Source organism: Pseudomonas laurylsulfativorans (genome assembly GCF_002906155.1).
Lineage (GTDB): Bacteria > Pseudomonadota > Gammaproteobacteria > Pseudomonadales > Pseudomonadaceae > Aquipseudomonas > Aquipseudomonas laurylsulfativorans.
On sequence record NZ_MUJK01000008.1, the window covers coordinates 67110 to 89240 of the forward strand.

At 59.8% G+C, this 22131-nt stretch carries 16 protein-coding genes; 10 read left to right on the forward strand and 6 right to left on the reverse strand.

Features of this window, described 5'->3' with window-relative positions; translation table 11 throughout:
- Positions 1 to 11 precede the first annotated feature (11 nt).
- The 8 genes from B0D71_RS22260 to B0D71_RS22295 all read left to right on the forward strand — a co-directional run bounded on the left by B0D71_RS22260 (position 12) and on the right by B0D71_RS22295 (position 8638).
- On the forward strand, positions 12 to 806 hold the full coding sequence (locus B0D71_RS22260) for a carbon-nitrogen hydrolase family protein (protein ID WP_103396637.1): 795 nt from the start codon (positions 12 to 14) through the stop codon (positions 804 to 806).
- A gap of 48 nt (positions 807 to 854) precedes the next feature.
- Complete coding sequence (gene pqqF, locus B0D71_RS22265) at positions 855 to 3284, forward strand: pyrroloquinoline quinone biosynthesis protein PqqF (protein WP_103396638.1); 2430 nt, start codon at positions 855 to 857, stop codon at positions 3282 to 3284.
- Positions 3285 to 3441: 157 nt separating this feature from the next.
- Complete coding sequence (gene pqqA, locus B0D71_RS22270) at positions 3442 to 3516, forward strand: pyrroloquinoline quinone precursor peptide PqqA (RefSeq protein WP_003444522.1); 75 nt, start codon at positions 3442 to 3444, stop codon at positions 3514 to 3516.
- Positions 3517 to 3597: 81 nt separating this feature from the next.
- Complete coding sequence (gene pqqB / locus B0D71_RS22275; protein WP_103396639.1) at positions 3598 to 4509, forward strand: pyrroloquinoline quinone biosynthesis protein PqqB; 912 nt, start codon at positions 3598 to 3600, stop codon at positions 4507 to 4509.
- A gap of 132 nt (positions 4510 to 4641) precedes the next feature.
- Entirely contained in the window at positions 4642 to 5394 is a 753-nt protein-coding gene (gene pqqC / locus B0D71_RS22280) for a pyrroloquinoline-quinone synthase PqqC (protein ID WP_103396640.1), read from the forward strand.
- Positions 5391 to 5666, forward strand: a complete 276-nt coding sequence (pqqD, locus tag B0D71_RS22285) for a pyrroloquinoline quinone biosynthesis peptide chaperone PqqD (RefSeq protein WP_103396641.1) — start codon at positions 5391 to 5393, stop codon at positions 5664 to 5666. Before pqqC ends, pqqD begins: the two co-directional genes overlap by 4 nt.
- Positions 5638 to 6810, forward strand: coding sequence for a pyrroloquinoline quinone biosynthesis protein PqqE (pqqE, locus tag B0D71_RS22290; RefSeq protein WP_103396642.1), 1173 nt, complete (start codon positions 5638 to 5640; stop codon positions 6808 to 6810). The genes pqqD and pqqE overlap by 29 nt, the downstream gene beginning before the upstream one ends.
- Positions 6776 to 8638, forward strand: a complete 1863-nt coding sequence (locus B0D71_RS22295) for a S9 family peptidase (RefSeq protein WP_103396643.1) — start codon at positions 6776 to 6778, stop codon at positions 8636 to 8638. Before pqqE ends, B0D71_RS22295 begins: the two co-directional genes overlap by 35 nt.
- A gap of 54 nt (positions 8639 to 8692) precedes the next feature.
- Here B0D71_RS22295 and B0D71_RS22300 read toward each other — a convergent pair whose 3' ends face one another.
- Together B0D71_RS22300 and B0D71_RS22305 are read right to left on the reverse strand one after the other, a co-directional pair.
- Positions 8693 to 8851: a YqaE/Pmp3 family membrane protein gene (locus tag B0D71_RS22300; RefSeq protein WP_007947822.1), complete on the reverse strand. Its 159-nt coding sequence runs from the start codon at positions 8849 to 8851 to the stop codon at positions 8693 to 8695.
- 205 nt (positions 8852 to 9056) lie between these two features.
- Positions 9057 to 10340, reverse strand: a complete 1284-nt coding sequence (locus B0D71_RS22305; RefSeq protein ID WP_103396644.1) for an aspartate aminotransferase family protein — start codon at positions 10338 to 10340, stop codon at positions 9057 to 9059.
- A 169-nt stretch (positions 10341 to 10509) separates the two neighbouring features.
- On the opposite strand from B0D71_RS22305, the gene B0D71_RS22310 reads away from it, so the two are divergent.
- Entirely contained in the window at positions 10510 to 11439 is a 930-nt protein-coding gene (locus B0D71_RS22310) for a LysR family transcriptional regulator (protein ID WP_103396645.1), read from the forward strand.
- 226 nt (positions 11440 to 11665) lie between these two features.
- Here B0D71_RS22310 and B0D71_RS22315 read toward each other — a convergent pair whose 3' ends face one another.
- The 4 genes from B0D71_RS22315 to B0D71_RS22330 form a co-directional block, all read right to left on the reverse strand.
- Positions 11666 to 13444 (reverse strand): acyl-CoA dehydrogenase C-terminal domain-containing protein, encoded by a 1779-nt coding sequence (locus B0D71_RS22315; RefSeq protein ID WP_103396646.1) that lies wholly within the window; start codon positions 13442 to 13444, stop codon positions 11666 to 11668.
- 263 nt (positions 13445 to 13707) lie between these two features.
- Positions 13708 to 15504: an acyl-CoA dehydrogenase C-terminal domain-containing protein gene (locus B0D71_RS22320; RefSeq protein WP_103396647.1), complete on the reverse strand. Its 1797-nt coding sequence runs from the start codon at positions 15502 to 15504 to the stop codon at positions 13708 to 13710.
- Between the two features lie 85 nt (positions 15505 to 15589).
- Positions 15590 to 16864, reverse strand: a complete 1275-nt coding sequence (locus B0D71_RS22325) for a GGDEF domain-containing protein (RefSeq protein ID WP_420825145.1) — start codon at positions 16862 to 16864, stop codon at positions 15590 to 15592.
- Between the two features lie 169 nt (positions 16865 to 17033).
- The gene (locus tag B0D71_RS22330) at positions 17034 to 19175 is read right to left on the reverse strand and encodes a cytochrome-c peroxidase (protein WP_103396768.1); all 2142 of its coding nucleotides are present in this window, start codon (positions 19173 to 19175) and stop codon (positions 17034 to 17036) included.
- Between the two features lie 1147 nt (positions 19176 to 20322).
- Here B0D71_RS22330 and B0D71_RS22335 point away from each other — a divergent pair.
- Entirely contained in the window at positions 20323 to 22110 is a 1788-nt protein-coding gene (locus tag B0D71_RS22335) for a hypothetical protein (protein ID WP_103396649.1), read from the forward strand.
- The last annotated feature ends 21 nt before the right edge of the window (positions 22111 to 22131 follow it).

Here is a 22131-nt window from a genome sequence, read left to right on the forward strand (position 1 = left end):
AGGAATCCGAAATGCGCGTAGCCCTATACCAATGTCCACCGCTGCCCCTGGATGTCGCCGGCAACCTGCAACGCGTGCAACAGCTGGCGCTGGAAGCCAAAGGCGCGGACCTGCTGGTGCTGCCGGAGATGTTCCTGACCGGCTACAACATCGGCGTCGATGCCGTCAGCGTGTTGGCGGAGGTGTTCAACGGTGAGTCGGCGCAGCAGATCGCGCGCATTGCCAAGGCAGCCGGGCTCGCCATCTTGTATGGCTACCCGGAGCGCACTGCCGACGGGCAGATCTACAACGCCGTGCAGTTGATCGACGCCAATGGCGAGCGCGTCTGCAACTACCGCAAGACTCACTTGTTCGGCGACCTCGATCACTCGATGTTCAGCGCAGGTTCCGATGAGTTCCCCATCGTTGAGCTCAACGGCTGGAAGCTCGGCTTCCTGATCTGCTACGACCTGGAGTTCCCGGAGAACGCCCGGCGTTTGGCCCTGGCCGGTGCCGAGTTGATCCTGGTGCCGACCGCGAACATGATTCCGTTCGATTTCGTCGCCGATGTCACCGTGCGCTCCCGTGCCTTCGAAAACCAATGCTATGTGGCTTACGCCAACTACTGCGGCCATGAAGGCGACATCCACTATTGCGGGCAGAGCAGCATCGCCGCGCCGGATGGCAGCCGCATCGCTCAGGCAGGCCTTGATGAAGCATTGATTGTCGGTGAGTTGGATCGTCAGTTGATGGTCGATTCCCGTGCCGCCAATCGCTACCTGATCGATCGTCGTCCCGAGCTTTACGGCGACCTGAACAAGCGCTAGTCCACTGTAATCCGCTAGCATTGGCACTTCACTGTTCTGGAAGTGCCCATGCCCGCGCTGAATCCCCTTCGCCCCCACACTGAAACCCTGGCCAACGGCTTGCGGGTGACGCTGCGTCATGTCCCGAATTTGAAGCGTTGCGCAGCAGCGTTGCGGGTCGCCGCGGGTAGCCATGATGTGCCGCTGGCGTCGCCCGGCCTGGCGCACTTTCTTGAGCATCTGCTGTTTCTTGGGACTGAGCATTTTCCTGCGAGCCAGGGGCTGATGGCTTACGTCCAGAGTCATGGCGGGCAAATGAATGCGCGGACCAGCGAACGGACCACCGACTACTTTTTCGAGTTGCCACCTCAGGCATTCGTTGGAGGGCTGGAGCGTCTGTCAGACATGCTCGCCCATCCGCGTATGAATCCGGACGATCAACTGCGGGAACGGGAAGTGCTGCACGCGGAATTTATCGCGTGGTCACAAGACCCGGCGGCGCAACAACAGCGGGCATTGTTCGATGGGCTTTGCGAGACACATCCGCTTCGAGGTTTCCATGCCGGCAACCGTGACAGCCTCCCGGTGCCGCAACCCGAATTTCAGCAGGCGTTGCGGGATTTTCATCTGCGGTTCTATCGAACAGGGCAGATGACCTTGAGCCTGGCCGGTCCGCAGAGTGTCGACGAATTGAGGGTGATGGCCGAGGCATTTGGCCGCGCCCTTGCCCAGGGTGAAAAAGTCCCACAACAATCCCCCTCGCCGCTGATGACGACTTCAGACCCAAGTTATCAACAGGCTGGCGAACGACGGCTGGATCTGCTTTTTGCCCTTGAGGCGCTGCCCGAACTCTCCGCCGAAGCACTGCTGTTCCTGTGTCACTGGCTGAACACCGAGAAACCGGGCGGTTTGCTGGCGGATTTGCGTGAGCGTGGAATGGCGGCAAAGCTCAAGGCCGAGTCGCTGTATCAATTCGCCGGGCAAGCCTTGCTGCACGTCGAATTCACCTTGCCCGCCAATTCCGCGGCAACCGGGATTCCTGAGCGGCTGATGGATTGGCTGGGCTTCTTCGCCCGGCAAGACTGGAGCCCGCTGCGCGAAGAATACGTCACCCTGCTCCAGCGCCAGCAACACGTCAGCAGCGCTCTGCAATTGGCCAGACTGGACAGCGAGCAACGCGAAGTCGGGTTATCTGACCAAGGCGTTACCGCCCTCAAGCAAATCCTCAAACAAATCGGCGCTGTGGATAACTTCAGCGGCCCATGGCAATTACCGGCACCCAACCCGTTCTTGCGTACAGAAGCACCGGCCCCCAACGCCGGATTGATTCGCGGCCAGACCAGCGCCCACCGTGGCTTGCGCACTTTTGCCCAGGACCGTTCGCGCAGCCGCCGCGAACGGTCGCCGATGCAATTCAGCCAGGCATGGCCCGACAACAGCGCGGAAGGTGCGATTTATCTGCGTTGGCGCCTGGACTCGGCTCCCGGCAGCAGCCTCCAATCACGACTGGAAAATAACCTGCAACCGTTGCGAGAAGACGCGCATCAGGCCGGTGTGGATTTGTCCTTCAGTGCGTCGGGCAACGAATGGCTGCTCAAACTGAACGGGCTACAGGAGCCGATGCCCGCCGTCCTCGAGCATGCGCTGAAAGAACTGGCAAAACCTGACGCCGCTGCCTTACAAGCCCAATCGACGAGCGTGGCGCTAATACCGATTCGACAACTGCTCAAAACATTGCCCGATCACTGCCTCGGGCACACCCCGAGCTCGGACGACGTACAGCAACTCTGGTCGAGTGCACGATGGGATGGACTGGCCATCGGGTTATCGGCTCAGACTCAAGCGGCCATGGGCCTGGCCTTGAGCCGCATCCCCGGCACGCCGGACAATCAACTGACGCCGCCCTCTTCGATTCTTGCACAGTCTCTGTGGAGCACTGTCGATACGGCCTCCAGCGAACACGTGTTGCTGCTGTTCTGTCCGACAACCACTCAGGAAATGGCCGACGAAGCCGCGTGGCGTTTGCTCGCGCATGTCTGCCAGACACCGTTCTACCAACGCCTGCGGGTGGAGTTGCAACTCGGCTATGCGGTGTTCAGCGCCCTGCGGCAGATTCACGGGCAAACCGGGCTGCTGTTCGGCGTGCAATCGCCAAGCATTGCGCCTGTAGAGCTGCTGCAACACATCGAGCAATTCCTGAATCGATTGCCGGGGCTGATCCAAGCGCTCGACGACACCACCTTCAACGCTCAACGCCAGGCTCTGGCGGATCAGCTTTCCAGCGGCACGCTCACCATGGACCAGGCGGCCGAATTGCTCTGGCAGGGAAAACTGGCCGGCCGTTCGTCGGAATATCTGACGCAATTGCCCGAGGCCATTTTGCGAATTGACCGGACCGCTCTACTGGCTGCGGCCCAACGCTTGAATCAGGCCGAAGGCGGCCGGCGGTGCCTTGCCAACAGCGCTGTACCCGGTGCGCCATGGCAAGCGACAAAATGATCATTACTGGGGCTGTAAGGAGCTTTTTCAAAGTTTCACGGGCAATCTCTTTGAAATTTTGAGTAACATAGCAACCTAACTATCTGGAACATCTCTGATTTGAGGTGGACTATACCTATAGATAGCGCTGTCCTACCCCACCTGAAGGAGTTCACTTATGGCTTGGACCAAACCTGCCTACACCGACCTGCGTATCGGCTTCGAAGTCACCATGTACTTCGCCAGCCGCTAATCTCTGCTTTGGCAGATGTGCAGCACAACGCCTCGGTTATCCGAGGCGTTTTATTTTCAGCGTTGAAATGATGGAGCGCCCATGTTCGTCCAGATTCTAGGTTCCGCCGCCGGCGGCGGATTCCCCCAGTGGAATTGCAACTGCGTGAACTGCGCAGGCTTTCGCGACGGCAGCCTGCGGGCCACGGCTCGGACGCAATCGTCCATCGCAATTTCCGATGATGGCGTGAACTGGGTGCTGTGCAACACCTCCCCGGATATCCGCGCGCAGCTGCAGAGCTTCGCCCCGATGCAGCCGGGCCGCGCCCTGCGCGATACCGGGATCGGCGCGATCATCCTGATGGACAGCCAGATCGACCACACCACCGGTCTGCTCATGCTGCGCGAAGGTTGCCCGCATCAGGTCTGGTGCACCGACATGGTCCACGAGGATCTGAGCAGTGGTTTTCCACTGTTCACCATGCTGACTCACTGGAACGGCGGGCTGAACTGGAACCGCATCGAACTCGATCAAAGCTTCACCATCTCCGCCTGCCCGAACCTGCGCTTCACCCCGCTGCCACTGCGCAGCGCTGCGCCGCCCTACTCGCCGCACCGATTCGACCCGCATCCTGGCGACAACATCGGCCTGATCGTCGAAGACCTGAACACCGGTGGCAAACTGTTTTACGCACCAGGACTTGGCAAAGTCGATGCGCCGCTGCTTGAGATCATGGCCGGTAGCGATTGCCTGTTGGTCGATGGCACCTTGTGGGATGACGACGAAATGCAGCGTCGTGGTGTCGGCACCCGCACCGGCCGCGAGATGGGCCATCTGGCGCAGAACGGTCCCGGCGGCATGCTCGAAGTACTTGAGCAACTGCCCGGACAACGCAAGGTGCTTATCCACATCAACAACACCAACCCGATTCTCGATGAAGACTCGCCGCAGCGTGCGGAGCTGGATCGGCGCAATGTTGAAGTGGCGTATGACGGCATGAGTATTGTGCTGTAGCGGATGGCCTCATCGCGAGCAAGCTCGCTCCCACATGGGATCGGTGGCGCATACAAAACCTGTGCGAGCTTGCTCGCGATGGCGTCCGAACAAGCACCAAAGCATCCACCGGATGTACACCGGAGAACCGCAATGACCGACACCCCGATGTCCCCCGCCGAATTCGAAGCGGCCCTGCGCGCCAAGGGCGCCTATTACCACATCCATCATCCGTACCACGTGACGATGTACGAAGGCCGGGCCACCCGCGAGCAGATCCAGGGCTGGGTCGCCAACCGTTTCTACTATCAGGTGAACATTCCCCTGAAGGACGCGGCAATCCTCGCTAACTGCCCTGACCGCGAGATCCGTCGCGAGTGGATTCAACGCCTGCTCGACCACGACGGCGCGCCCGGTGAAGACGGCGGCATCGAAGCCTGGTTGCGCCTGGGCCAGGCCGTGGGCCTCGACCCGGACCAGTTGCGCTCCCAGGAGCTGGTGCTACCCGGCGTGCGCTTCGCCGTGGACGCTTACGTCAACTTCGCCCGCCGCGCCAGTTGGCAGGAGGCGGCCAGCAGCTCGCTGACCGAACTGTTCGCCCCGCAAATCCACCAATCGCGCCTGGACAGCTGGCCTCAGCATTACCCATGGATCGACCCCGCCGGCTACGAGTATTTCCGCACCCGCCTGGGCCAGGCTCGGCGTGATGTCGAGCACGGTCTGGCGATCACGCTGCAGCACTACACCACCCGTGAAGGCCAGGAGCGCATGCTGGAAATTCTCCAGTTCAAACTGGACATTCTTTGGAGCATGCTCGATGCCATGAGCATGGCCTACGAACTGAAACGCCCGCCGTATCACAGCGTGACCGGGGAACGGGTCTGGCACAAAGGAATCACCTTATGAGTTTCGATCGCAGCAAGACCCCGACCTGGCGTACCGGTTACCGTTTTCAGTACGAACCGGCGCAAAAAGGCCATGTGCTGCTTTATCCCGAAGGCATGATCAAGCTCAACGAAAGTGCCGCGCTGATCGGCGGTTTGATCGACGGTGAACGGGATGTCGCGGCGATCATCAATGAGCTCGACCAACAATTCCCCGGCGTGCCCGAGCTCGGAGACGACATCGAGCAATTCATGGAGGTTGCCCGTGCGCAGCACTGGATCGAACTTGCCTGATTCATCGGTGCAAGTGCCGCCCAAACCTGAAGTCGGCCTGCCGCTGTGGCTGCTGGCCGAACTGACCTATCGCTGCCCGCTGCAATGCCCGTACTGCTCCAATCCGCTGGATTTCGCCGAGCAAGGCAAAGAGCTGAGTACCGAACAGTGGATAAAAGTATTTCGTGAAGCGCGGGAAATGGGCGCAGCACAACTGGGCTTTTCCGGTGGCGAACCGCTGGTGCGCCAGGATCTTGCAGAGTTGATTCGCGAAGCCCGCCAGCTGGGTTTCTACACCAACCTGATCACCTCCGGCATCGGCCTGACCGAACAGAAAATCAGCGACTTCAAGAAGGCCGGCCTCGATCACATCCAGATCAGTTTCCAGGCCAGCGACGAGCAGGTGAACAATCTGCTGGCCGGTTCGAAAAAGGCCTTCGCGCAAAAGCTGGAAATGGCCCGCGCGGTGAAAGCCCACGGCTATCCGATGGTGCTGAATTTCGTCACCCATCGGCACAACATCGACCAGATCGACCGCATCATCGAGCTGTGCATCGCCCTTGAGGCGGACTTCGTCGAACTCGCCACCTGCCAATTCTACGGCTGGGCGCAGCTCAACCGCGTCGGCCTGCTGCCGACCAAAGAGCAACTGGTGCGCGCCGAACGCATCACCAACCAATACCGCGCCAAACTGGAGGCCGAAGGGCATCCGTGCAAGCTGATTTTCGTCACCCCGGACTATTACGAAGAGCGCCCGAAAGCCTGCATGAATGGCTGGGGCAGTATTTTTCTGACGGTCACGCCAGACGGAACTGCCCTGCCCTGCCACGGTGCCCGACAGATGCCGGTGCAGTTTCCCAACGTGCGCGACCACAGCATGCAGCACATCTGGTACGACTCGTTCGGCTTCAACCGTTTTCGCGGTTATGACTGGATGCCCGAACCGTGCCGCTCCTGTGACGAGAAAGAAAAAGACTTCGGCGGCTGCCGCTGCCAGGCGTTCATGCTCACCGGCGATGCAAGCAATGCCGACCCGGTGTGCAGCAAGTCGCCACAACACGGCGTGATCCTCAAGGCTCGCGAAGAAGCCGAACACGCGACCCAGACCATCGACCAACTGGCCTTTCGCAATGAACGAAACTCACGCCTCATCGCCAAAAGCTGAACCTTTCAGCGCGGCCAAAGCCGTCGCCGCCGGTATCGACTTTGCCGAACTGCAGGTCGGTCGGCACGGCCTGTTCTGGAACGAATACCGCCCCGGAGACGCGGCATGCCGGATCTGGCATTGGCGTGACGGCGCAGCGAAATGCCTGACGCCACCGGGGTTCAGCGTGCGCAGCCGGGTGTACGAATATGGTGGCGGCGCGTTTTGTCTGACGGACGACGGTATCGTTTTCGTCAACGAGGCCGACCAGCAACTGTATCGCCAATCACTGCAAGGCGAGGCACCCGAAAGGCTGACGTCCGGTGCGTGCCGTTTTGGCGATCTGCAGTTCGCCAACGGGCAGGTGCTGGCGGTCGAGGAGCATCGCGATCAACACCGACTGGTGGCCATCGACCTGTTCGATGGCGCACGTCACCTGCTGGTTGAGGGTGCTGATTTCTACTCGGCGCCGACGCTCAGTCCTGATGCCCGGCGCCTGGCCTGGATCGAATGGCGTCGCCCGGATCAGCCATGGACAGCGACCCGTTTGATGGTTGCCGAGCGCCTCGCCAATGGCGGGTATGCCGAAGCTCGTTGTGTGGCCGGCGACGACGCTCAAGAGTCTGTGCAACAACCGCGGTTCGATGCCGACGGTCGCTTGTATTGCCTGACGGACCGCGCCGGTTACTGGCAGCCATGGAAAGAATCTGAAAAAGGCCTGAGCCCATTGCCAAGTGCCGCGGCCGACCACGGCCCCGCACCCTGGCAACTCGGCGGGTGCACCTGGGTGCCACTGAACGAAAACAGCTATCTGGCCAGTTGGACCGAAGGCGGTTTTGGTCGATTGGGTATGTGTGGTGATGCCAGTGAAGACTTTACCGGCGACTTCAGTCGTTTCCGCCATCTTGCCGTGGATGAGCAGTTCATCTATTGCATCGCGGCGTCGCCCGTCAGTTCAACCGCCGTCATCGCCATCGACCGCCAGAGCCGACAAGTGCAAGTGCTGGCCGGTGGCATCGCACCGCTTGCTCCCGAACAGATCAGCCGCCCGCAAACCTTGCGCTACCCCAGTGGTTCAGGCGAAGCACACGGTTTCTTCTACCCGGCGATGACCGGCGAGGCGAAACCGCCGTTGGTGGTGTTCGTCCATGGCGGCCCGACGTCGGCGTGCTACCCGATGCTCGATCCGCGTATCCAGTACTGGGCACAGCGTGGCTTCGCCGTGGCCGACCTCAACTATCGCGGCAGCAGCGGTTATGGGCGGGCCTATCGTCAGGCACTGCACTTGAGTTGGGGTGATGTGGATGTCGAAGACGCTTGCGCGGTGGTCAGCCATCTCGCCGAGCGTGGCTTGATCGATGGCGACAACGCGTTCATCCGCGGCGGCAGTGCCGGCGGCTACACCACCCTTTGCGCGTTGGCCTTCCACAACGTGTTCCGCGCCGGCGCCAGCCTGTATGGGGTCAGCGACCCGGTGGCGCTGGGGCGCGCGACCCACAAATTCGAAAGTGACTATCTGGACTGGCTGATCGGCGACCCACTGCAGGACGCCGATCGCTACGCGGCCCGCACACCGCTTCTATATGCGGGCAATATCCGCGTGCCGGTGATCTTCTTTCAAGGAGAACTGGATGCCGTGGTCGTCCCGCAACAGACCCGCGACATGGTCGAAGCCCTGCAGAACAACGGCATTCTGGTCGAAGCGCATTACTACGCGGACGAACGCCATGGCTTTCGCAAGGCCGGTAACCAGGCCCATGCGCTGGAGCAGGAGTGGTTGTTTTATCGGCGGGTGATGGAGATCGGCGGTGCTCCAATCGCTGGCAAGCCAGCGCCTACAGAACGGTGATCTCCTGTAGGAGCTGGCTTGCCGGCGATCCCGATCTCTATGACACCGCGAAATTCAGCGCTTGGCGATGATGTACACCGCATGCACGATCCCCGGAATGTACCCGCACAACGTCAGCAGGATATTCAGCCAGAACGCCCCGCCGAAGCCTACTTGTAGAAACACACCCAGCGGTGGCAACAGAATGGCGATGATGATGCGAACAAAGTCCATGGGGCAGCTCCTGATTGGGGTGGGCTCGCTCAAGCCCTACAGCTAATCGACCCGTGCCGTTTGTCAGGGTTCAGTCCCTCTACTCCCGAGCGCCACCTCTTCGTTCAATTTCGAAGACAAAAAAACGCCCCACGCCAAAAGTGTCGGGCGTGAGGCGTGCGTTTTACCGCGAGACGGTTCTGGAAATTGTGTGAGGCGCGTCGGATCAGACGGCAATCCCTTTGCGGCACTGCAATTGTGCGGTGCGCACTCGGGAGAAGGCGCGCGCCAGGCGCAGGAGCATTTCATCGATGTTGGCGTTGCTGACATTCAGCGCCGGGGTAAAGCGCAGGCAGTCGGGTTGCGTGGCATTGAGCAGCAAGCCTTCGTACAGCGCGGCCTTGACCACCGCGTCAGCGGAGTCGTCCGACAGCGTCAGCCCCCAAAGCAACCCTTGTCCGCGCAACTCGCCGTGACCGTAACGATGGGCCAAGCGCCCAAGGCCTTCTCGCATGTGCTGGCTGGTTTCTGCGATGTGATTGAGCAAACCCTGGTCCTGCACAGTGTCGAGCACCGCGAGACCCGCTGCGGTCATCAGTGCATTGCCATGATGGGTACCGGTCATCTCGCCGGGCTCGAAACAGCAGGCCTTGCCCCGCGCCAGCAAAGCCGCCAGTGGCACGCCACCGCCCAGGCCTTTGCCAAGCACGACGATATCGGCCCTTACGCCGTAGGACTGTTCCGCGAGCAAAGTGCCGCAACGACCAACGCCGGTTTGCACTTCGTCGAAGATCAGCAAAATGCCGAGTTCACGGCACAAGCGTTCCACACCCTTGAGGTAATGCGCGCTGGCCGGGATCACGCCGGCTTCGCTCTGGATCGGTTCGAGCATGATCGCCACGGTCCGCTCATCCACGGCCGCATGCAATGCCGGAAGGTCATTGAACGGGACATGGCTGAAGCCCGGCAGTCGCGGCTCGAATCGGTTGGTCAATGCCGAACTGTCCGACGCCGAAATCGTCGCCAGACTACGACCATGACAAGCGTTGTTGGCCACAATGATTCGCGACGCGCCGCCGCGATGCTGTTGACCCCATTTACGCGCCAGTTTGATCGCCGCTTCACAGGCTTCGCTGCCGGTATTGAGCAGGTGGGCCTGATCGCTGCCGGTGCTGGCACACAGATGTTCGGCGAGGCTGAGCATGCCGCGGTTGTGCAGGCCGAAACCCGGATTGATCAGCGATTGAGCCTGGGCCGTGATTGCATTGACCAGTACCGAAGGGCTGTGACCAAGGCTGTTGGCCCCGCCACCCTGGGAAAAATCCAGATACGCACGATCCTCGCTGTCCCACAGCCATGAACCCTGGCCACGCACAAACACTTGTTTCGGCCGCTCGACACTGGGCATCAAGTACTCGCAGGAAAGGTTATCGCCTTGGGATGGCAGGGTGGCGTCCATGACCAGGTCATCAAGACTGGGAGGGCTGCGGCGCAGACTGAACAGATTCATCTGGAAAAACCTCTTTTGAGGTTTTTTGCCTTACCTATGTAAACACCATCGAAACAAACGGTATTCATCGCGCTCTGTGGCCCTGTAAGCCTTGTGAATGCGGTTAGACTAGGCTCAGACAAGGCGTTGAGCCATTTCGATTTCCAAGCATTTTCGATAAGTAATACTTATGGATTTCAAGCAACTGCGTTATTTCGTCGCGGTCTATGAAGAGGGTCACGTGGGCCGGGCCGCCGAGCGCCTGTCCATCTCCCAGCCGGCGCTGTCCCAGCAGATCCGCCATCTCGAACAAAACCTCGAGGTGAGCCTGTTCGAGCGCAGCAGCAAACGCCTGTTGCCGACCCTCGCGGCCCACACGCTATACAACCATGCCTTGCCTTTGCTCGATGGCCTGCAACGGGCACGTGAAGCGCTCGGCAACTTCAAGGGGCAGGCGCTGCGCACCTTGGCCATCGGTGTATTGCAGACTGTGCATACCAGCCTCGTTCCGCAGATGCTCGAGCGGGTGCGCAAGGCTCAACCGCATCTGGTGGTGCAGATCTATGAGCTGACCGGGCTGGAAATCGAGCGGCGCCTGCTCAACGGGTCTCTGGACATCGGCATCAGCTACCTGCCACCCCGCCAGCCTGGTTTGCATGGCGTGATGCTGTACGAAGATGAACTGACTCTGGTCATCCCGGCGGAGCATCCGCTGCGTGAATTCAAGAAAGTGTCCATGAGCCAGGCCGCCGAGCTGCCGATGTTGCTGCTGGGCGAAGAGTTTCAAATCAGGCAGATCTGGCAGACTCAACTGGCGAGCCTCGGGCGCCGCCCACAGGTGCAGGCCGAACTGAACAACATGGCCGGCATCCTCGACAGCCTGCCGCACACGCGCCTGGCGACGGTACTGCCCGGACGCTCGCAGAAGACCCATGGCAACCACGAACTGCTGTGGAAGCCCCTGAGCGAACCGCGAGTGCCACTGAAAGTCGGTTTAGTGTGTCGGGATGTGCAACGACAGCAGGCTTCGCTGGCCTTATTGCGGACATTGCTGGAAGAGGTGATAAACGCCCCGGATGGACGCTTGAACAGTGCGCAGGCCCTGGATGGGCAGCGCTAAAACTTTTCTTCGGGCAAAAGAAAACCCCGCCGAAGCGGGGCTTTGCAGACTTTTTCCCTGACATCCATTTCACTCCGCCGTCCTGGCAGAATCCTACGTGTCCCTGTTGTTGCTTTGCGCTTCCTGCGCTACGTCCATGTGAAGTAGATTAGCTGTGGATCCAATCTGCTTCTATGGGAGAACAGCAGCACGTTATGTAAGAGAATGCTTACAAAACGTTACTTCTTCAGAATTGCGCGGCATCCAGCAGGAACAACGACTCGCTGCCGGCCTTCACCGACGCGCTCAACGAGTGAATACGCGGCAACAGGCGAGCAAAATAGAACCGTGCCGTGCCCAGCTTGCTGGCATAGAAATCGTCCTGCGCTTCCTTGCCGAAAGCCGCCTTGGCCATCAGCGCCCACATGTAGGCGTAAGCCACGTAGCCGAACGCTTGCAGATACTCGACCGACGCCGCTCCGATTTCGTTCGGATTGGTCTTCGCCCGGTCAAGCAACCACGCGGTCAGCTCATCAAGGGTGGTCACGGCGTCGTTCAGCGGCTTGGTGAACTCGGCGAGGTCCGCGCTGGCGGTCGCCGTGAAGTGACGAATCTCGTCAGCGAACAGGTTATAGAACGCCCCGCCGCTGCCCACGATCTTGCGCCCGACCAGGTCCAGCGCCTGAATGCCGTTGGTGCCTTCGTAGATCTGGGTGATGCGCACGTCGCGCACCAGTTGCTCCTGGCCCCATTCACGGATGTAACCGTGGCCGCCGAAGATCTGCTGGCCGTGTACGGTGGTTTCCAGGCCGAGGTCGGTCAGGAACGCCTTGGCCACCGGGGTCAGCAACGCCACCAGGTCTTCCGCACGTTTGCGGGTGGCGGCGTCTTCGCTGAACTTGGCGGTGTCCAGCTGCATCGCTACGTAGGTGGAAAACGCACGACCACCTTCGTTCGAGGCTTTCATGGTCAGCAACATGCGACGCACGTCCGGGTGGACGATGATCGGGTCAGCCACTTTGTCCTTGTTCTGCGCGCCGGTTGGCGAACGGCTTTGCAGACGGTCACGGGCGTATTCCACGGCGTTCTGGTACGAGCGCTCGCCAGTGGCCAGGCCCTGGATACCGACGCCCAGACGCTCGTAGTTCATCATGGTGAACATCGCCGCCAGGCCTTTGTTCGGCTCGCCGACCAGGTAACCCACAGCCTCATCGAAGTTCATCACGCAGGTCGCGGACGCCTGGATGCCCATCTTGTGTTCGATCGAACCGCAATTGGCCGGGTTGCGCGCGCCCAGGCTGCCATCGGCATTGACCATGAACTTCGGCACCAGGAACAGCGAAATACCCTTCGGCCCTGCCGGTGCATCCGGCAGCTTGGCCAGCACCAGGTGGATGATGTTTTCGGTCAGGTCGTGTTCGCCACCGGTGATGAAGATCTTGGTGCCGCTGACCTTGTAGGAACCGTCGGCCTGAGGCTCGGCCTTGGTGCGAATGATCCCCAGGTCCGTACCGGCGTGTGGCTCGGTCAGGCACATGGAACCGGCCCAGATGCCGGCATACATGTTCGGCAGGTATGCGGCTTTCAGCTCTTCGCTGGCGTGGGCGTTGATCGACAGGCAAGCGCCGGCGGTCAGCATCGGGTACAGGCCGAACGACAGACTGGCGGAGTTGACCATTTCTTCGACCTGGGCCGAAACGGCTTTGGGCATGCCCATGCCGCCGTAGGCCGGATCGCCACCGACACCGACCCAGCCGCCTTCAGCGTAAGTCTGATAGGCCTGTGGGAAACCTGCCGGCGTGGTGACGGCACCGTCCGCCCAATGGCAACCTTCTTCGTCAGCGGCACGGCTCAGTGGTGCGATGCTTTTACTGGTGACTTTGCCAGCTTCTTCCAGGATGGCTTCGACCGTTTCTGCATCCACAGTCTCGGCCAGCGCAGGCAGCTCGGCCCAGAGTTTGGCGACCTCGAAAACTTCATTGAGGACGAAGCGCATATCGCGCAGGGGCGCTTTGTAGTCAGCCATGGCAAACCTCGCAAGATCTATACAGGTGATTCACAGGAAGAGTATTTTCGTTGGACCGGAGTGTACCTCAACAACTTTTGTGACACATAGGGTCAGCTCATGACCATTTTGTTATTTTTAGTCATTGCCGTGGACGGGAGTGAACGGATGAAACTGTAGGAGCGAGCCCGCTCGCGAAAAACCCCAAGGCGCCACTGGGCATCTGGTTTTACGCGTTATCGTTCACGACCATCGCGAGCAAGCTCGCTCCTACAGGGTAGGTGTCAGAGCGCAAATAGCTCCGCCGGCAGTTGCATCAGGCAATCGCTGCCCGCTTCGATGGCCGCCCGATGGGCGGCTGTGCGCGGTAGCAAGCGCTTGAAGTAAAACTCGCTGGTCGCCAGTTTGCCCCGGCAGAAATCACCATCGCCGCTGCCAGCATCGAGCTGCGCCTGGGCCACCAGCGCCATGCGCAACCACAGGTAGCCGAGGATGATGTAACCGCTGTACATCAGGTAATCCACCGACGCGGCGCCGACTTCGTCCGGGTTTTTCATCGCCGCCATACCGACCTTGGTGGTCAACTCACCCCACTGTTGATTCAGTTGATTGAGCTGCGCCACATACCCGGCCAGTTGCGGATGTTCGGCGTTCGCCGCGCAGAACTTATGGACGATTTTGGTGAACCCGCGCAGCAGCTTGCCTTGGCTGCCGAGTACCTTGCGCCCAAGCAAATCCAGCGCCTGAATACCGTTGGTGCCCTCATAGATCGGCGCGATCCTGCAGTCACGTACCAGTTGCTCCATACCCCATTCGCGAATGAACCCGTGGCCGCCAAACACCTGCATGCCGTGGTTGGTCACTTCCAGCCCGGTGTCAGTCATGAAAGCTTTGCAAATCGGCGTGAGGAACGCCAGCAAGTCTTCAGCCTCCTGACGCGCCGTTTCGTCCGGGCTCAGGTGTGCAGCGTCGAGCAACTGCGCGGTGAAGTAAGTCAGCGCACGATTGCCTTCGTTGAAAGCTTTCATGGTCAGCAACATCCGTCGCACATCGGGGTGCACGATGATCGGGTCGGCGGATTTTTCCGGCGCCTTCGGGCCTGTCAGCGCGCGCATCTGTAAACGGTCATTGGCGTACTTGATCGCGCCCTGGAAGCTCGCCTCGCCCAGACACAACCCTTGCATGCCGGTACCCAGCCGCGCGTGGTTCATCATGGTGAACATGCAGTTCAGGCCCTTGTTCGGCTCGCCGATCAGGAAACCCTTGGCCTCGTCGAAGTTCAGCACGCAGGTGGCCGAGGCCTTGATGCCCATCTTGTGTTCAATCGAGCCGCAGGACACGCCGTTGCGCTCGCCCGCCTCGCCCGTCGCATCGGGCAGGAACTTGGGCACGATGAACAGCGAAATGCCCTTGGTCCCGGCCGGTGCGTCCGGCAATTTGGCCAGCACCAGGTGAATGATGTTGGCACTCATGTCGTGCTCGCCCGCGGAGATGAAGATCTTGCTGCCGGAGATTGCATAGCTGCCATCAGCCGCCGGCACGGCGCGGGTCTTGATGATGCCAAGGTCGGTGCCGCAATGGGCTTCGGTCAGGCACATGGTGCCCGTCCATTGGCCGGCGGTGAGCTTCTTCAAATAGGTCTGCTTTTGCGCCTCGGTGCCATGGGCATGGATCGCCGACATCGCACCATGGGTCAGGCCGGGGTACATGCCCCAGGACGTATTGCTGGAACCGACCATTTCACTGATGACCAGGCCCAGAGAACTGGGCAAACCCTGGCCACCGTAGGCCGGATCCGCCGCCAGGCCATGCCAGCCGCCCTCGACATACTGGGCGAACGCCTGCTTGAAGCCTGCTGGCGTGGTGACCACGCCATTGTCGAAATGGCAGCCTTCTTCATCGCCACTGCGGTTGAGCGGCGACAGCACGTTTTCGCAGAACTTCGCCCCTTCTTCGAGGATCGCATTGACCATGTCCGGGCTGGCATCGGTGGCCCCCAGCGCGGCGTAGTTACGGTGAAAGTCGAAGACGTGGTCGATCAGAAAGCGCATGTCGCGCAAGGGAGCTTTGTACTCGGGCATGGTCATTCTCCGTCGGCAGATTTCTCCAACCTACTGCCGCCGACCCTGCCTCACAATCACCTTCCGCTCGCTGAATGCGCCATCATCACTCAACCGTAGCGGCGTCCCTGCGCACGGCGCCACGGCGGTTCTGCGCGAACGCCATCACACAGTTGCGTCCGGCGCCCTTGGCGCTGTAGAGCGCCTGGTCAGCAGACTTGAGCACCTCTTCAGGGGTGCGTTGATCGATCCGTTCGGCAACGCCGATACTGACCGTCACCGAGACACTCGACGCACCGGAACCGGCACGCCGCTGGCGCCCCTGATTATCGTCCTGCGGGCGATTTTCCTGATTGCGCAGTTGAATGTTGTAGGTGGCGATGGACTCGCGAATGACTTCCAGGTGCGGCATGCACTCTTCGAGGGTCTTGCCTGCAAACACCAGGGCAAATTCCTCGCCGCCATAGCGATACGCCTTACCGCCACCGCCTATTTTCGACAGTTTGCTGGCCACCAGCCGTAGCACCTGGTCGCCGACGTCGTGGCCGTGGGTGTCGTTGAATTTCTTGAAGTGGTCGACGTCGCTCATCGCCAACACGTAGTTGCGCCCCAACCGTTGCATGCGTTCATTCAACGCGCGACGGCCCGGTAGCCCGGTCAGCTCGTCGCGGAAGGCCATTTGATAGGCTTCGTGGGCAACGGCGGCGGCGATCATCAGCATCACCTGACTGCACATGATGTTCAGCGTGAACGGCAGGATGAAGGTTTCCGGCAACATCCAGAACAGCCCGAGCAGCCCCACCCATTGCGCGGCATGCAGCGGTCGCGGGTTGCGCCAGTATTGCCAGGCCAGCAGCAAAAACGCCGCAATGAACACCGGATAGGACAACTGGATCAGGCTCATCCAGGCGCCATGCAAGGCGGGCCAGCGAATCTCCGACAACCAGATCAGCAGCGCATGTGGATAACTTTGCTCAAGCCCCAGCGCCACGCTGCCGACCGCCAGTAATACCGCGAAACGCGCCACCATGTCCTGAAACAGATGAGTGCGCTCCTGCCACGCTGCGAACACACCAAACAGCAGCGGCAGCAGCAGGCAACACAAATGAAAGACCACGGCGGCATCGTCACGCACCTTGCCGTTGTCGCGGTAGTAGTCAGTCTGGGTGTCGAGCAGGAAGTAGGCGATGTACACCGTGACCATCAGAAACAGCTCACGCTGACGTCGGTAAACCGCGCAATAGGCGCCACCGAGCAGTAACACCAGGGTGGGCAGCACGTTGAACAGCGAGGTGAAGAAGACGTTCAGATCCTTGATGTATGCAGCCGCAAGCCCCGCCAGTAACAGCAGTAAAGACGGCAGGAAATGACTGAAACGCATCGCGGAAGAACGCAACAAGGGTAAAGCTCCGACCCGTCAGATCAATAGATGGCAATGTGCCCACTACTTTAACGGCAGTACCCCCGATTTGCTGAGTGAAATACTGAGGTATTTGAAAAAGGGCGCCACTGGCGTCCATCAACTGCCAGTGGCGCAAGGGGAAAACCTGTTACAGGTCGTTGTTGAACGGTTGCAGCGGCCCCTCCAGACGCGTACGACCTTCCGCACCGACCGGCTTGAGCTGAATGTCGGCGTCCTGCGCCTGCCGGGTGGTGATCTTCGGACTGGCCGGTTTTTGCCCGACCGAATTTTCATCACCCTTTTCGCCTTGGGGCAGTACCAGCGAAGGATGGTCAAACGGCGCCCGCTCCCACGCGACGCGCGGATCAGTGAGGCCGACCTCCATGAACTTGACCAGCGCCTCCACCTCAGCCGGCGTCAGGTTGAGCCGGGTCATGTCCGGATCAAGATTGGAGCCGTTGTGCTGATTGACCGCCGGGTGCTCAAAGCCACTGGTGTTGCTGGCATCCTCCCCACGCCGGTCGCCGCCGCGGTTGTAGAACTCCATCACCTGTTGCAGCGTTGCGCGACTGCCGTTGTGGAAGTACGGCCCGGTCAACGCGATGTTGCGCAAGGTCGGCGTCTTGAAGGCGCCATCGACCGCGTCGCGGAAACCGACTTTGGGTTTGAGCGTCGCATCACAAGGGATGGCCGGGCTCAAGGGCGCTTCGAAGGTGCACACATCAACTTCCAGCGGGTCAGGGATCTGACCGCCCTGGAGTACGGTGTTGTACTGGCGAGTGAAAGACAACGGATTGCCCCAGGCATCCGTCCCGCCGAGCGCCAGGTCTTCCGAGGTCGGGCGCACCCCTGTGTTGTAGAAGCCGTTGTCATAAAGCGTGGTCAGGTTGTCGGCCATGACCATGCGTTCGATCCGCTCCCGAGGATGGAACAGCAAGCGGCTGCCGGCATTGGTCAACTCCGCGCCACCATGGCAACTGACACATTTGCCCTTGCCCAGGAACAGGTTCATGCCCTCGACCTGCTGGTTGTTCATGGCGGTGTGATCGCCCTGTAAGTAGGCATCCAGCGGCGCCTGGTCCGAGATCAGCGTGGACTCATACATCTGAATCGCCAACCCGAAGAACAGCGGGAAGTTCGCCTCCATCTGGGTATAGGGCGCGCCGCCCAGCGAGACCTGCTGCGTGGCGTTCCACAGGCGCGGCTGGAACGCGTTCTTGATCAGTTCACGATAAGTCGGCCGGCGGGCACCGGATACCGGTGCGAGTACCGAATCGGTGGACGAGATTCGTTGCTGCTTGAGCATCAAGGTGTCGAGCATGCGCCGGCCGATGTCGGCGAAGGTACGACCGCCGCAGGACATTTCCACCGGGCTGCCGGGTGGCCCTACCGCCTGCGAGGCGGCGGAAGCATCCTTGAGTGCCAGCCTGACCTTGGTCGCCACACCACTGCGATCGCTGGTCACGAAAATCCCGGCGTCAGGGTCGCGATTGCCGAACGGTGAGAAACCGTTGAAGACGTTATTGGCCCGGCCATCCCAGAAGTTGCGCACGTTGAACGCGGCGTTGATCACCGTGGGTGCGTTGCGCCCGGTACTGCGGCGAACATTGATGCCGCCCACCTGGAAGATGCCGTCCGGTTGCTGAATGCACTTGTCGAAACGCGCCTGATGGGGCTTGACGAAGTTGGCGTCGAAAACGCCTTGCGAGCCGATCACATCGTCAGTCGAGTAGAGAATGGCCGAGTTGCGATCCAGCGGATTGGCCAGCACATGGGTCGGGAAGTCACTTTTCTTCAGCAGGTAGTTCGGACCGCCCTTGCCACCGGATTTGGTGGTGTAGCTCGGTACGTCGCCGGGTATGTCCGAGGCGGTGAACGGTTTGTTGAAAATCGACGAGACGTTCGCGTTGGTATTGGCCTGGCCCGGGTTGATCTGGTTGGTGGTGCGGTGATCGGCACCCGCGTGGAAGTGGCACGACGCGCAAGCAGTGGAACCGTCACTGCCGATCTCCATGTCCCAGAACAGTGCCTTGCCCAAGAGCACTGCCGCCGGGCGATTGAGCACGTAGTCGGTCATCAGGTCGACTTTGCGCCCGCCTTCGGTTCCCGATGGGTCGGGCGGCAGCAGGCCGCGCAGCGACTGCAGAGTGGGCACGTCCGGTACGGGCGGATCGACCGCTACCGGGTCAGCGGCCCAGACACTCGCGACCGGTAGACCGATGGCAAACAGAGCGCCCGCCATCGCACAGGCAAAACGGGTGATTCGAAAGAGGCTCAAGTACTTGACCATCATGACACTCTCGATTCAGTAGGGAGTCGCCAAGCTCCGTGATTATCCTGTTGCGAGATACACTCATCGCCGAAACTTTGCTGCTTGCACGAGTAGTTACATCCACTCGAGAAATGGCTCGGGCAAAACGAAGCTTGACTGAAAAAGTACTCTCTTGGCTCAGGGTTGATTAAGACATTGCTCTGTCGCACCGCCGGGTGCGCTTAACTCTACTCTAGCTGTAACAAAACATTTCAACAGAAAAAATTATTTTTATCCAGGCCAACACAATTAAAAATTTGTGCTTGTAAACGCACCTGACAACACAAAAAAACTAAGACTAAAGACTTACCTCAAATTTGGTGAACTTCCCCCACTACTGGGTCACCCCCCCAAAACCTTGCATATACCGGCTCACACGAAAATCTTAAGCCAATGTTTTTAAAGCTCAATATGTATTCAGATCAGTGCTTGAGAATTTGGCAAAGCAATTGCTAACTCATACTTCGCCGGGGCTAACCGCATTTACAATAAACGCCTGCAAGCCCAGACAACCAATAGGAGCCAACCATCACAAAACACAACTACTCCGCACGTGCGCAAGTTGCACTGCGCGAGCTATGGGCTTATTTAATATCAACACAAAAACCTCGTTACCAACACTTCGATACATTTCTCTTTCGATGTCTTTTCGCCCAGAGTAGATATAGACAACTTTTCTCATTCAGCACTTAGAACAGAACGCGCCCAGCGAGCATCTTAACTTCACTTCGCACACTCCCGAACTTGGGTATGTATCCCCCCCTATGTTGGTGGCTATTAATTCGGCAGTGTTGCGCGCAATACCATCCTTGACCGCGCAACCCGCATTCCGAGTGCGTCGGCAGCGATTTGTATCAAATTGTTTCATGGCCGGCACGACAACTGCTTTGTACGCCTCAGGCTCAAGGAAATGTCTCTCGCGATTGCGCCCGTAACCGGCCGACGCAACGCAGGTTGAAAGCATCCAGACGGGAAGAATCGGGCCATACACAGGCACTTGTCCCGGTGGATCGAGCCCCAACTCGATACCCACGGCTTTGCGCTTTTCTTGCGCAGGATTCAGCGTATCAGCAGAGCTGCGAGTCGATTGGCCGGCAACTGGTCCTGCAATATTCTGGAGAGATCCATGAGCTTATCCTTGTACGAAAAAACGCCCGCCATACCGCTGCTCCACAAACGATTCAACAGCATCTTCGGTCGTCATGCCCTGCTCGCCACTGCCGTTGCCGTCGCACTGACCATTGGTGGTGGCGCGGATGCATTTGCCAAAAACGGCGCTGGTGGTGGTGGTGGTGGTGGAGGTGGCGGCGGGACTGCCAAGCCCCCAGCAGGGGCGACCTCGCCGTTCACGACACCCACACTGCCCGATCCGGTTTTTACAAACCCGACTGCGATTCATGGGTTCGACGTTACAGGCTTTATCCAGAACATGACGCTCGATACCACCAATGTGAATTGCCCTGGCACCACTGACCCTGGCCGTTATGGAGGTACCGTCCAACTGAACGGCGTAACGATTACCGTCCCTTGCAATACGGTCCTGCAAATGCCGGCCAATACCCTGACCTGGGCCGAGTTCGTCAGGGGCGGTACGCTGGCGCTCAACAAGGGACCGACTTCATATCCGTCGTTCGAGATCCACGTGGTGGGCAACTCTGTGTCCAACAAACAAATAGCCGGGCTGATTTTTGTCTCCCAGCAAGCCGCGAATGCTGGTAGTGGGGTCATTACCCGCATCGACTACACCAACGGCAACATCGAAGTCGACAGCGGTAATCCTCTGCTGCCCACGATCCTTCAGATCAACGACCCGAATGGACGTTTTGGCCGAGCTCAAAGCCCCGACCCACGTTTCTCCGTCGATGATGCAAACCCGACTATCCACGCCGCAACCGGGTACCCGATGTGCGTGCCGCGCACGATTTCCGGGGACGATGCACTCTGCCCACAAAAAAACCGGCCAAAAGCGGTCACTCCGACTACGACCAACAACTGCCGCAACTTCGCCCAGGCCGGCGTAACGCCTCCGGCCAGCGGAGACCTTTCTCCTCCGGTGACGGGACAGACCTATTGCAGCCAATACGTCATGAAGAGACTCAGCGATGCTTCGCGTACGGCGACGGACCCCGACCCGTCTCAACAGGCCCCCTTCGAAGTCGGCGACTTCATCAGTTGGGCCGGCACCTTGTTCAAGTCCGCGACAACGGGGGCCCCGGACTTCATCTCTGCGCACACGATTGAAGCCAACGTCGGGATCTACACTCAGCCCGGTTCCCAACCGAGCTATCTGTCTATCGGGGAATTTGGTGTCGGGACAGCCGACCCAGCGGTAACAGCAATCGGCGGTGGCGACCAGGAAACCCAGGACCGGATTTTCCTTGAAGCTTCAACCACCGACATCAAGACCCCGGTCGACATTTATCTGATCGATGTCAACCCATCGACTGGCGCACAAACCAACCGCTGGGTTACACCCTATGAGATGACGGGTGAGTGCAATCCTGCGCTGGCCCTTGCGACCAGTTGCCTGGGCGCCACGGGTGGTATTACCACTCAGAACACCGGCCCTCAGCCACAACGCGCCAGAGTTCGGGCGACCAAGGCACCCGCCGGGCTCTTGAGCCAGCCAACGCGTACCCTGCGTGTCGTTGCACGCTCAATGTGCGTTCCACAGCAAACGCTCTCGCAAGCGGGCGTGGACAGCTGCATCCAGAACGCCAGCAGGCTGACGGTAGCCAATGGGCTGGTCGCTGGACAGTATGTGGCGCCGGTGTTCGAGTTCATCTTTCCGGAAGGCGTCAAGCCTGGTGATCCCGTTGTCCCGAACGACTTCTGGCACCTGCCATTCATACGTAACGGAGAAGGCACCAATACTCCAGGCGGTGTCGGTCCGTTGGCCCCTACGCCATGGTGATCAGGGTCTGGTGACAGAGCC

Bases quoted from the DNA above. Each gene is read 5' to 3' on its own strand.
- B0D71_RS22325 (WP_420825145.1), bottom strand. From the start codon at position 16,864: ATGCGTTTCAGTCATTTCCTGCCGTCTTTACTGCTGTTACTGGCGGGG.
- B0D71_RS22300 (WP_007947822.1), bottom strand. From the start codon at position 8,851: ATGGACTTTGTTCGCATCATCATCGCCATTCTGTTGCCACCGCTGGGT.
- B0D71_RS22315 (WP_103396646.1), bottom strand. From the start codon at position 13,444: ATGGCTGACTACAAAGCGCCCCTGCGCGATATGCGCTTCGTCCTCAAT.
- pqqF (WP_103396638.1), top strand. From the start codon at position 855: ATGCCCGCGCTGAATCCCCTTCGCCCCCACACTGAAACCCTGGCCAAC.
- B0D71_RS22260 (WP_103396637.1), top strand. From the start codon at position 12: ATGCGCGTAGCCCTATACCAATGTCCACCGCTGCCCCTGGATGTCGCC.
- B0D71_RS22330 (WP_103396768.1), bottom strand. From the start codon at position 19,175: ATGGTCAAGTACTTGAGCCTCTTTCGAATCACCCGTTTTGCCTGTGCG.
- pqqC (WP_103396640.1), top strand. From the start codon at position 4,642: ATGACCGACACCCCGATGTCCCCCGCCGAATTCGAAGCGGCCCTGCGC.
- B0D71_RS22320 (WP_103396647.1), bottom strand. From the start codon at position 15,504: ATGCCCGAGTACAAAGCTCCCTTGCGCGACATGCGCTTTCTGATCGAC.
- pqqB (WP_103396639.1), top strand. From the start codon at position 3,598: ATGTTCGTCCAGATTCTAGGTTCCGCCGCCGGCGGCGGATTCCCCCAG.
- B0D71_RS22335 (WP_103396649.1), top strand. From the start codon at position 20,323: ATGAGCTTATCCTTGTACGAAAAAACGCCCGCCATACCGCTGCTCCAC.
- B0D71_RS22295 (WP_103396643.1), top strand. From the start codon at position 6,776: ATGAACGAAACTCACGCCTCATCGCCAAAAGCTGAACCTTTCAGCGCG.
- B0D71_RS22310 (WP_103396645.1), top strand. From the start codon at position 10,510: ATGGATTTCAAGCAACTGCGTTATTTCGTCGCGGTCTATGAAGAGGGT.
- pqqD (WP_103396641.1), top strand. From the start codon at position 5,391: ATGAGTTTCGATCGCAGCAAGACCCCGACCTGGCGTACCGGTTACCGT.
- B0D71_RS22305 (WP_103396644.1), bottom strand. From the start codon at position 10,340: ATGAATCTGTTCAGTCTGCGCCGCAGCCCTCCCAGTCTTGATGACCTG.